Source organism: Flavivirga aquimarina, assembly GCF_030540835.1.
Taxonomy (GTDB): Bacteria; Bacteroidota; Bacteroidia; order Flavobacteriales; family Flavobacteriaceae; genus Flavivirga; species Flavivirga aquimarina.
The window spans coordinates 1-10,373 of record NZ_JAUOEK010000099.1 but is presented as its reverse complement, the minus strand read 5'-3'; the positions used below and the strand labels follow the sequence as shown (position 1 = coordinate 10,373).

11 protein-coding genes and 1 pseudogene are annotated in these 10,373 nt (G+C 30.7%); 5 read left to right on the top strand and 7 right to left on the bottom strand.

Annotation, left to right across the window (positions count from 1 at the left end):
- Positions 1–207: 207 nt before the first annotated feature.
- The gene (locus Q4Q35_RS08725) at positions 208–654 is read right to left on the bottom strand and encodes a hypothetical protein (protein WP_303277584.1); all 447 of its coding nucleotides are present in this window, start codon (positions 652–654) and stop codon (positions 208–210) included.
- Between the two features lie 339 nt (positions 655–993).
- Here Q4Q35_RS08725 and Q4Q35_RS08720 point away from each other — a divergent pair, with 339 nt between their 5' ends.
- Positions 994–1,284: a hypothetical protein gene (locus Q4Q35_RS08720; RefSeq protein WP_303277583.1), complete on the top strand. Its 291-nt coding sequence runs from the start codon at positions 994–996 to the stop codon at positions 1,282–1,284.
- 120 nt (positions 1,285–1,404) lie between these two features.
- Here Q4Q35_RS08720 and Q4Q35_RS08715 read toward each other — a convergent pair whose 3' ends face one another.
- Positions 1,405–2,082: a hypothetical protein gene (locus Q4Q35_RS08715; RefSeq protein WP_303277582.1), complete on the bottom strand. Its 678-nt coding sequence runs from the start codon at positions 2,080–2,082 to the stop codon at positions 1,405–1,407.
- 188 nt (positions 2,083–2,270) lie between these two features.
- Here Q4Q35_RS08715 and Q4Q35_RS22500 point away from each other — a divergent pair.
- Positions 2,271–2,361 (top strand): annotated as a pseudogene (locus tag Q4Q35_RS22500) (transposase); the annotation flags it as partial.
- Positions 2,362–2,547: 186 nt separating this feature from the next.
- Here the strand turns inward: Q4Q35_RS22500 and Q4Q35_RS08710 are convergent.
- The 3 genes from Q4Q35_RS08710 to Q4Q35_RS08700 form a co-directional block, all read right to left on the bottom strand.
- Positions 2,548–3,024 (bottom strand): hypothetical protein, encoded by a 477-nt coding sequence (locus Q4Q35_RS08710; protein WP_303277581.1) that lies wholly within the window; start codon positions 3,022–3,024, stop codon positions 2,548–2,550.
- A gap of 236 nt (positions 3,025–3,260) precedes the next feature.
- Positions 3,261–4,562 (bottom strand): TlpA family protein disulfide reductase, encoded by a 1,302-nt coding sequence (locus tag Q4Q35_RS08705; protein WP_303277580.1) that lies wholly within the window; start codon positions 4,560–4,562, stop codon positions 3,261–3,263.
- Positions 4,563–4,742: 180 nt separating this feature from the next.
- Positions 4,743–5,099: an arsenate reductase family protein gene (locus Q4Q35_RS08700; protein ID WP_303277579.1), complete on the bottom strand. Its 357-nt coding sequence runs from the start codon at positions 5,097–5,099 to the stop codon at positions 4,743–4,745.
- Positions 5,100–5,240: 141 nt separating this feature from the next.
- On the opposite strand from Q4Q35_RS08700, the gene Q4Q35_RS08695 reads away from it, so the two are divergent.
- A complete protein-coding gene (locus Q4Q35_RS08695) occupies positions 5,241–5,705 on the top strand; it encodes a DinB family protein (RefSeq protein WP_303277578.1) in 465 nt (154 codons plus the stop codon).
- Here Q4Q35_RS08695 and Q4Q35_RS08690 read toward each other — a convergent pair.
- Positions 5,685–6,356, bottom strand: a complete 672-nt coding sequence (locus Q4Q35_RS08690) for a DUF3298 and DUF4163 domain-containing protein (RefSeq protein WP_303277577.1) — start codon at positions 6,354–6,356, stop codon at positions 5,685–5,687. The genes Q4Q35_RS08695 and Q4Q35_RS08690 overlap by 21 nt on opposite strands.
- Positions 6,357–6,489: 133 nt before the next feature.
- Here Q4Q35_RS08690 and Q4Q35_RS08685 point away from each other — a divergent pair, with 133 nt between their 5' ends.
- Entirely contained in the window at positions 6,490–7,629 is a 1,140-nt protein-coding gene (locus tag Q4Q35_RS08685) for a cystathionine gamma-synthase (protein WP_303277576.1), read from the top strand.
- Between the two features lie 3 nt (positions 7,630–7,632).
- Here Q4Q35_RS08685 and Q4Q35_RS08680 read toward each other — a convergent pair whose 3' ends face one another.
- Positions 7,633–8,427 carry a THC0290_0291 family protein gene (locus Q4Q35_RS08680; RefSeq protein WP_303277575.1) on the bottom strand — a complete coding sequence of 265 codons (795 nt, stop codon included), beginning with the start codon at positions 8,425–8,427 and terminating at the stop codon, positions 7,633–7,635.
- 358 nt (positions 8,428–8,785) lie between these two features.
- On the opposite strand from Q4Q35_RS08680, the gene gdhA reads away from it, so the two are divergent.
- The gene (gene gdhA / locus Q4Q35_RS08675; RefSeq protein WP_303277574.1) at positions 8,786–10,129 is read left to right on the top strand and encodes an NADP-specific glutamate dehydrogenase; all 1,344 of its coding nucleotides are present in this window, start codon (positions 8,786–8,788) and stop codon (positions 10,127–10,129) included.
- Positions 10,130–10,373: the final 244 nt, after the last annotated feature.

Genomic DNA, 10,373 nt, shown 5'->3' with positions numbered 1-10,373 from the left:
AAGGGAAGTCATCCGGATTTGATTACGATCCTGACCATGTATATGTTCCATAAGTATGATTTGTGTTCCTATACAAGATAAGAATTACTCAAACCATTAACAATCAGAATACAAAAAAAGTTAATGCACAGTCTGACGTTTAGTATATGAAGCGTAGCATCCCGTAGGGTGCTATGATTTTATACTTCTTTGTTGGTATTAGTTTTTTTAATCCGTTTTTATGAGCAAAATTCGCTCATCAGTCCAATTTATAATTTCAAACCATTTTTTTAATGTAATGTCCTTTGTTGCATTGTATGGTCTGTATGTGAAATCAGCAATAATTTTGTTATCTATAAACTCAATGTTATTCAGTTTCCGATAATCAGAATTTCCGCAATAGGTATTGTTTTTATAATTTAAATTTCCATTTGAGTCAAAACTGATTCTTTCAATCCATATTTGGTTTATTTTATTCTTTTTTTCATTAAGAGTTAAGCTATTCCACGTTGTATCTTTCTTTTTAATAGTTTTTAAAATCAGCGTGTCAGAATTGAACCAATTTAATTCGGTTTTCCAATCATTAGTCTTAAATTTTTTGCTTAAATCCGTTTCTTGAGAATGTAGAATTAAACAACTAAATGAAAAAAGAAGTATGTAAATTTTATTAATCATCGTTTTTCTCAAATGTCTTGCCAACGTTACGTGTATGGAAAGTTGCGTAGTTTGAGTGCGAGGATTTTCCGAAGGAAAATCAGAAACTAGCAAACAAAGCAACTGCCGTTGCGTTGGGTTAAAAATAGCAATTTTTTATACATTTTGTTGAGTGTAGTTTATTTTCTTACATTTGTGATGCAAACACATTTTAAATTCAGATGTCTAATCTACAAATCAGTCTTAAACAGAAAATATTGGAAAGGCAAACGGGTGTAAGTCCCGAGACCAGTCTGGGCATCGCTTGGAATGTGTTTGCGGTGACCTTTCCTCTTTTTATTAATCTTAAAACTATTTGTAATGCAAACACAGAATGGTCAAAATGTATGTCCGAAATGCAAGTCGGCTCATACATCGGATGATACACGACACGTATCGAAAAAGATTAAAAAGAATTTATATCCTGCTCAGTTAGAATTGCTGGAGTTTATTAATTTCCAAGACACTTTACAAATCATCAAGTCTTTAGAATGGGTTCATAATGCAGCCCTTTATCATTCCCATTTGTTTATTGAAGAAGAAGAAAAGTCCATTTTATTTAATGTCAAATTACTAATGGATAAGTTAGGTGATATTGTGCGACAAGATTAGTTTTTGAAAAAAGATTGGCAATTAATTTTTTTTGGCAATCTTTTTTTGAGTTTCGGTTAATACATCCCACGGGCTTACACTAACAGTTAATTTTATAGAACACGTTGTTGGATGCTGTCTTTATATTTTTTTGAATTTCCCAAACCTCTTATTTTTTACTAAACTATTTTTTTTGATCTTCCATCTTTCTTTTTTTATATAAGTATACCAGAGAATATCAGCGAAATTTCCCTTGATTTTAACATAATTTACATTTGAGTCGTCTATTAATACTACAAATTCATCATAAAACCCATTAAAAATATTGATTTTGTTTATTGAGTTTCCGACAAAAAAACTAGAGGCAACTGAAGAGTTATAATCATTATAATCTTCAAACATAATAGTAGAAATTTGTGAGGTATCTTCGTTCAACATAACTGATCTCAAATGCCATATGTATTCATCATTTGAATTAACGACTTGAATTTTTATTAATTTATTACAATTACTAGCTAAATAATTAGGAACTATACCGCATAAATCTATTTTCTCTGTTTTTATAGTAAATTCCTCATCATTATAATCACTATTCAGCTCTATTTCATCTCCAACAATTTTCCAAGTGCCTTTAGTTGTTGCCCCCATTAGTGTCGCCCAATTATCAGTATAATCATATACAAATGTAGAATCCTTTTTTATAATTAATTTTTGTGCCCTCTCTTTAGATGTTCCTTTGTAAATGCCACAAATTTCACACTGTGAATTTGATTGAATAACTGCAAAAAAGAAGATAAGTATGAAGATTATGTTTTTCATGTTCTGGTAGATGTTCGTTAAGGGACATTGTTTACACAAGTTAAAGATTATTCGATAGGACTTAACTTTATTTTTAACACTTTGTAGCCATTAACTATACAGATTGTGCCTGTTGCACAAGACCAATATAAAGATAAAATGGTTATCTTTAGTTATGCAAGGCAAGAAAGACTATCGGAATCAGGTAAGCCAACAAAGTGATGCATCTCTCAGCCATGGCCTACAATCTCAAGAAATATCTAAAATTCATCTCTAAAACAGTGAAAAGTGATGCCAAAGTAGTGTGTCATGTTATTTTAAAGATAAAAACCTTAATAACACTTCAAATAAGACTTTTAACAAACCTTTAAATTTGAAAATAAACATGTACTTCTAAAAAATAAAGCTCCTTAAAAAGAAGCTTTTGAGTTGATTTTTGTGTTTTTTAGTGCCTTGTGCAACGATTACTGGTGTTGTGTAAAGTTTTTATTTCGATTTCTCCATATCTATCCATTCGTCACAAATTGTATGCAAAGTAATGTCAGGGTTTATTTCCATTTTAGGTTCATAGCTCATTTTACAGTCAAATTTACTTCCTTCAATTTCATAGATGATTTTAAAATCGGAAGGTAAATCTTTAGAATGTAATTTGAAGTTCTGAATTAATTTCTGAATTATCTTATTTGCTTCTTTGTTTAATAATATTTGTTTTTCGTCATTCGCATTAAACCTATCGCCAACTTTATGTTTTTTCACAATCCGACTATTTATTTTATAAAATGTATTAAACCAAATAGTATCTAATTCAGTTGAGCAAAAAATGAAAATTTTCTCAACATTTTGAGAATCATAATCGACATATTCAAAACATAATTCAGCAAGTTCTTTTGTCAGTTTTTCGAAACTAGATTCGAATGACTTTGGACTAAACTTATTTCTTAAATTATCTAATATTTTCTTCATTTTCAAATTTTACACAACAAATATATATAGTTAATATTAACTATATCCTTATTATATAAACCACTAATGTAGTAAGATTTTACCTTTAATTTATTTATTCACTAGCATCTTAAATATAAAAAGAAGAAAACCTCCCTTCTTAGCTCAGTTGGTTCGAGACCAAGAGAAAGAGCAAAAAAAATAGTTGCACGAAAGTGTGACTCTTTTTTTTTTACTTTTTGTTGAAAAAAAAAAATTTATTGCTTGTTATTTATATAATAATTAAGTGTGTCGAGTAGGTGTTCACCTCGAAGGTTTTTGGCAACAATTATTCCTTCTTTATTTAATAATATTGTAGTAGGGAAACTTTTTACATTATATAATTTTCTAGCTTGATTTGAATCATTTTCTAAAACTTGTGACCATTTCAGTCCAAATTTATGTATGGCAACCTGAAGGTTATCAATTTTATCATATACAGCTATGCTTAAAAAATCTATTTCATTTTTATCAATCTTATCATAAGCCTTTATAATATTAGGTAAATCCTTGATACAAGGAGCACACCAGGTACCCCAAAAGTCAATAAAAAGGAATTTTCCTTTATAATCATCTAATGTTATCGAATCATTGCTAAGAAACTTCTTCATCTTTAAAGGGTGTGGTCGACTCCCAATTTGAGTTGAATAAAGAATTGTGTCAGTTGACATTTTTTCTAGCGTTAAAGCTTCTTTATAGGTATTAACTCCTATAATTTTAAAGACTTCATTTTCATTGTAAATATATTCATTGGGTTCAAGTGTAAAGAAGTCTGAAGAATCGTCGTAACTATGAAGCGCGAATTTACCACCATTACTATAGTTCTGAAGCACAAAGCCAAAACTAACATAAATCGGAGTTCCTTTAAAAGTTGTCTTGGCATGATAAGGAATGTGATATGTTAGATCACCCCCCGGAGTAGCAAATATTATTACTTTTGATTTTACTTTTTTTACACCAGATTCAGTAAATTTTTCGTATTCAATATCAATAGCTAATTTAAGCAATTGTTGATGGTCAATATTTTCTTTTAATGAAAATACCGAAGCAGTATTTATGGGGTCATCACTAAAATCATTGTTATTATTTGAATCAACAATAAACTGGAGTTCATCATTTTGAGTTTTACCAAAAGCAATGTGAACAAAGCATTTTATTGACTTTTTCGATAAGGGTTTTTTCTTAAAATCTATGTCCCATGACTTAACAAGTCTATCAAAAAACTTTTTACTTAATTTTTTATTCAAGTAATTTTGGTAGGCAAATTGTTGTCCATCAAACCAAATTTGATCTACATTACTCACTTTCCAAGAAGCTGGAATTCCCTTAGTTTTGATTTCTGTTTTATTCCATTCCTTTTTTTCTTTGAGGGGAGTCCAATTCAAATAACCTAAGCCGAGATAAAAAGGGCCATAACCCTCAACTGTTTTTAATGGTAATTCGATTGAATTATTATTTTCAGTACAGCCAGATAAACTAAAAAACAGCACTATAACTCTAAAAAGGTTTTTTGTATTCATACTATTAAGCACCTGTCGGTATGACTGAATAAATTAAAGAACCATTAATAATCTAAATAACTAAATCTTAGATTAAATATTGTACAAACGATGGTTTAAGTTATAGATAATGATACTGTTTTACTGTATTTCTTATATTGTGATAAGCAGTATAGAAATATAAGAAGGCGTAATTTGAATTTATTTATAATGAATAGATGCCTTTGCTGCTTCAACAGTATTTTTAGAATTCCCAACAAAAATCTGGTCATCATTAATTATAACTGGCCTACTTAAAAAAGTATAGTGTTCCAAAATATAATGCTTATAGTCACGCTCTTCTAATTGTTGGTTTTTTAAATCCATTTCCTTGTAAAGTTTAGACCGTTTACTAAAAAGAGCTTCATAACTGCCCGAAAGCGCTTTCATTTCCTCTAATTGCTTTACTGTTATATCTTCTGTTTTAATGTCTTGTAACACAAATTCAGAAGGCAGATTTAACTCTTTTAATATTCGAATGCAGGTACTACAGGTTTTTAAATAATATACTTTTTTCATGTCTCTTTATTTGTTTCTTAACTATAGATAGACCTATTCGTAACAAGGTTTTATATAGGTTTTTCTTTTTCTAAAATTATTTCTAACAAAATAAAAGTAATTATATCATTTAAAACTATATTTATCGAAAAAATAAACAACATGAAATTTATATTCGAAGTGTTCCCTAACACAAGAAATTCTCTTAAAAACATTTTAGAAAAAACAAGTTTAGAAGATTTAAATAAAATACCAGAAACGTTTAATAATAATATTATTTGGAATATTGGACATATCATAGTAACCGAGCAACTTTTGGTTTACAAACTCTCGGGCTTACCAACGATGCTATCTGATGATATGATAAATAAATACAGAAAAGATAGCAAACCTGAAGCTCCAGTAACTCAAGAAGACCTTAATGAGATAAAGCAGTTATTATTTTCGACGATTGAAAAAACAGAAGCAGATTATAAAAACGGCATCTTTAAAACGTATAATGAATATACCGTTTCTACAACAGGTAATACTTTAACAAACGTAGATGACGCATTGCAATTTGTTTTTTTTCATGAAGGAATGCATATGGGATATATTTTAGCGCTATTAAAAGCTATTAAAATGTAAAAACGAACTAATCTCTTCAAAAGGAATTACAAACTCAATAATACCTGTTGAATAAGGTGCTACTTCATAGGTATTGTAAAGTAGAACAATACCGTCTTCGTTATAAGCCATATTTTCTGGTAATTCAAAGGTAGTAGTGTCTAAAAAAACGTCTTTGTCTTTTATGGCTTTATCAAAATAACTTTTTGCTACTTTTTTAAAACCTTCAACATCTTTAAATAAGTTGTTATTAAGAATTATATGTCCTGTTATAGTCTCAAAATTTAAGAATGAAATAGTAACTGTTCCATGCGCACCACCAGCATAAATATAAGATGTTATAGCAATACTTATAATTTCTGACGATTGTAATAGAACTTCTCCGTCTATTTGTGCGTCCCATTGTTCTGCAATTTCTGGGAAGTCGGTTTTAAATATTTGAAATTCTTTATTAAATGCCGTTATACTTTCTTCAATAGATTTAGAGGTTATATTATCGGAACCTCCAACATGTAATGACCCTATAACTGTTTTTTCTATTGTCGAATTTATTCGATTAGTAATATTCTCATTCCCAATAGCATTAGGAATATTTACTTCAACAAGATTATTGTTGCTAGTTGATAGATTAATTTCTGAAAATGACAATTCTACTTCATCCTTACAAGTCATAAGAATGAAAAAAGAACACATAATTAAGAGGTGTTTTTTATAAAACATACTTGAAATATTAATTAACATTAAAGGTAATTATTGCATTTGAATGCACCGAATTAAAACTTACATTTGTATAAAGCCTATTAATATGAAATTTAATACAAAAGTAATACACGGAGGTCAGGAACATGATGCAGCTTATGGTGCAGTTATGCCTCCCATTTATCAAACATCTACCTATGCACAAACAACTCCGGGAGGGCATAAAGGTTATGAGTATTCCAGAACGCATAATCCAACCAGAAATGCTTTAGAAAATGCTTTTGCCAGTATTGAAAATGGAACGTACGGATTAGCTTTTGGTTCTGGATTGGCTGCTATTGATGCTATTATTAAACTCTTAAAACCCGGTGACGAGGTTGTTTCTACTAACGATTTATACGGAGGTTCTTTTCGTTTATTTACAAAGGTTTTTCAAGATTTCGGAATAAAATTTCATTTTATAGGTATGCAAGATGCTTCAAAAATTGAAGCTTATATTAATAAAAACACCAAATTAATTTGGGCTGAAACACCAACCAATCCAATGATGAACATTATTGATATCAAGGCTGTTTCTGCAATTGCAAAAAAGCATCATATTTTGCTAGCTGTAGATAATACGTTTGCTACACCCTATTTACAACAACCTTTAAATTTAGGCGCAGATATTGTGATGCATTCTGCTACTAAATATTTGGGAGGACATAGTGATGTTGTTATGGGAGCCTTAGTGGTAAAGGACAAAGAATTGGCCGATAAATTATACTTTATACAAAATGCCAGTGGTGCTATTTGCGGGCCTCAAGATAGCTTTTTAGTGCTAAGAGGTATAAAGACTTTGCATATTAGAATGCAACGTCATTGTGAAAACGGTAAAGCTGTTGCTGAGTTTTTGGCAAACCATCCAAAAATTGAAAATGTATATTGGCCCGGTTTAGAAAACCATCCTAGTCATAACATTGCTAAATCTCAAATGAAAGATTTTGGTGGAATGCTCTCTTTTACGACTAAAGGTAATAACATGAAAGAGTCTATTAAAATTATCGAAAATTTGAAAATTTTCACTTTGGCAGAATCTTTAGGAGGTGTTGAGTCACTTTCGGGTCATCCGGCAAGCATGACACATGCAAGTATTCCGAAAAAAGAAAGAGAAAAAACGGGTGTTGTCGATTCTTTAATCAGGTTAAGTGTAGGAATAGAAGATATTGATGATTTAATTGCCGATTTAGAGCAAGCTTTAAAGTAGTTTTTAGTTTAAATAGTATATATAACCAATATTAAGCCATACTAACCTATCATCACTTTTATTGAAATCCAATTGGTGATTAAGACCGTCTACCCAATCATTAAAATAGTATTGCCATCTTAAATCGAGCATTAAATCTGAAAGTTTATTAAGCTTATATCGCACACCAACACTAGCGACTACAGACCATGCACTCCCCGGAGAAGCATCTACAGACCCTGGAGCCCAAGCTGAATAAAAATTGCTAGGTTCAAGAACATTTCCTGTTAAAAGCGGATCGGGATTTTCGTAAGTTGTACTAACTTCTGGTGAAAAAGAGGTATAATGAACTCCCAAACTTGCAAAAGGGGCAAATCTGTAACTAAAAGCTTGAAAAGAACGAATACTAAAAGGGAAAAATTCAAGTTGTGTACCAATATCTAAATTTTCGGCAACACCTTTATGACCTCTTAACCTGTCTGCATTTGTAGTCGTTTTATTAGGATCAACAAACTTACCTAAGTGCTCTAAATTGGTTTTATTCCAAGATATTTCGTTTCGTACCTTAAAATGGTCATTAAAATAAGTATCAGTAGTATAGCAGTTACAATCTGCTCTATAAGAGAAATTTAAATAATGAACAATTCCTATTCCAAATCCTGAGTTTCCAAAATTTGTTTTTGAATCATCGCGACTACCGTAATCCGATCTAAATTGTAAAGGCCCAGTAATAACTCCTATTTCATGAGAGAAGCCTAATTGAGCATTTGTTGTTTGAAAGGAAACAAACATGCAAAAAGCAAAAACTAAATGTTTCATGTTAGGCATAGTAAGGTTTATTTTTTTGGGACATAATTGACGACAAATATATAAAAACTCGTTAAACAAACAAATTTTATCGTTGAACAAACAAATATTAGACATTTTTTCTAAATAAAAAATTTTTCTTGTTAATTATAAGAAGCACCATTTTTAACGAAAAAAAACATCCATATCTATTTAATTAACAAATAATTAACACCTATTTGTATGACAGAGTGTACATTAAGTTTGTTTATTACGATATTAAAATTATTTATTGCGATATTATAAAAATAATACGGTTATTTTTAAAGATAATGTATATTTGCATCCTTAAATCACCTATTTATTAAAACAACAATACTTTTTAGCGTATATGAAAAATAATATTGAATCATTTTTAGACTTAGTTAAAAAAAGAAATGGTCACGAACTAGAATTTTTACAGGCTGTAGAAGAAGTTGCAGAAACTGTTATCCCATATATCATTAAAAATGATATTTACTATGGTAAAAATATTCTCTTAAGAATGGTTGAGCCAGAACGTGTTATATCATTTCGAGTTTGCTGGGTTGATGATAAAGGAGAAATCCAGGTTAATAGAGGATATAGAATTCAAATGAATTCTGCTATAGGGCCTTATAAAGGAGGGCTTCGTTTTCACCCGACTGTTAATATGAGCATTTTAAAATTTTTAGCATTTGAGCAAGTATTTAAAAACAGTCTTACTACGCTACCAATGGGAGGAGGAAAAGGAGGAAGTGATTTCGACCCTAAGGGAAAGAGTGATAACGAAATTATGCGTTTTTGTCATGCATTTATGAGTGAATTATTTAGACATATTGGCCCTAATACAGATGTGCCAGCAGGCGATATTGGTGTTGGAGCAAGGGAAATAGGCTTTTTATTTGGAATGTATAAAAAATTAAGAAATGAGTTTACTGGTGTTTTAACAGGTAAAGGAATGTCTTGGGGAGGTTCGTTAATTAGACCAGAAGCAACGGGCTACGGTACTGTTTATTTTGCTGAAAAAATGCTAGAAACAAAAGGAGATAGCTTTAAAGGGAAAGATGTTGTTGTATCCGGATCTGGAAATGTGGCGCAATATGCTGCAGAGAAGGTAATACAGTTAGGGGGTAAAGTCTTAACGCTTTCAGATTCTTCAGGTTATATTTATGATACAGATGGAATAGATGCCGAAAAGTTAGCCTTTGTAATGCAATTAAAAAATGAGAAGCGAGGTAGAATAAGTGAGTATTTAGAAGTATACCCTAATGCGAAATTTATGAAAGGAAAAACGCCATGGGATGTTAAATGTGACATCGCACTACCATGCGCAACTCAAAACGAGCTTAACGAAGATGATGCAACTACACTCTTAAATAATGGCTGTATTTGTGTAAGTGAAGGTGCTAATATGCCTTCAACTAAAGAAGCTATTACCGCTTTCCATAAAGCTAAAATATTATTTGCACCTGGAAAAGCCTCTAATGCCGGTGGCGTAGCTACATCTGGTTTAGAAATGACTCAAAATTCATTGAGATTTAATTGGACTAGAGATGAAGTCGATTTAAAATTGAAAGAGATCATGTCTAACATCCATGATTCTTGCATTGAATATGGAAAAGATGACGATGGATACATAGATTATGTTAAAGGCGCTAATATTGCCGGATTTGTAAAAGTAGCAGACGCTATGTTAGCACAGGGTATTGTGTAACACATCTCTAAGAATTGAAACAAATGGGTCTGTTTAAAAAGTGTTAAAACTAAAAATTGTCTCATCGAGCGCAATCGAGATGTATTAAAAAGTTCTCGACTGTACTACCATTGACGTTATTTTATAATTAATTGTTTTTCAGTATTTTAATTTATCTAATATGTCACGTTGAGCGCAGTCGAAACGCTTTAAAGGTAATAACTAACAAGTCCTTCGACTGCGCTCAGGAGGACAATGGAACTAT

Excerpts from the sequence above, each read along its gene's own strand:
- Q4Q35_RS08725 (WP_303277584.1), bottom strand. The coding sequence starts at position 654 with ATGATTAATAAAATTTACATACTTCTTTTTTCATTTAGTTGTTTAATT.
- Q4Q35_RS08720 (WP_303277583.1), top strand. The coding sequence starts at position 994 with ATGCAAACACAGAATGGTCAAAATGTATGTCCGAAATGCAAGTCGGCT.
- Q4Q35_RS08715 (WP_303277582.1), bottom strand. The coding sequence starts at position 2,082 with ATGAAAAACATAATCTTCATACTTATCTTCTTTTTTGCAGTTATTCAA.
- Q4Q35_RS08710 (WP_303277581.1), bottom strand. The coding sequence starts at position 3,024 with ATGAAGAAAATATTAGATAATTTAAGAAATAAGTTTAGTCCAAAGTCA.
- Q4Q35_RS08705 (WP_303277580.1), bottom strand. The coding sequence starts at position 4,562 with ATGAATACAAAAAACCTTTTTAGAGTTATAGTGCTGTTTTTTAGTTTA.
- Q4Q35_RS08700 (WP_303277579.1), bottom strand. The coding sequence starts at position 5,099 with ATGAAAAAAGTATATTATTTAAAAACCTGTAGTACCTGCATTCGAATA.
- Q4Q35_RS08695 (WP_303277578.1), top strand. The coding sequence starts at position 5,241 with ATGAAATTTATATTCGAAGTGTTCCCTAACACAAGAAATTCTCTTAAA.
- Q4Q35_RS08690 (WP_303277577.1), bottom strand. The coding sequence starts at position 6,356 with ATGACTTGTAAGGATGAAGTAGAATTGTCATTTTCAGAAATTAATCTA.
- Q4Q35_RS08685 (WP_303277576.1), top strand. The coding sequence starts at position 6,490 with ATGAAATTTAATACAAAAGTAATACACGGAGGTCAGGAACATGATGCA.
- Q4Q35_RS08680 (WP_303277575.1), bottom strand. The coding sequence starts at position 8,427 with ATGAAACATTTAGTTTTTGCTTTTTGCATGTTTGTTTCCTTTCAAACA.
- gdhA (WP_303277574.1), top strand. The coding sequence starts at position 8,786 with ATGAAAAATAATATTGAATCATTTTTAGACTTAGTTAAAAAAAGAAAT.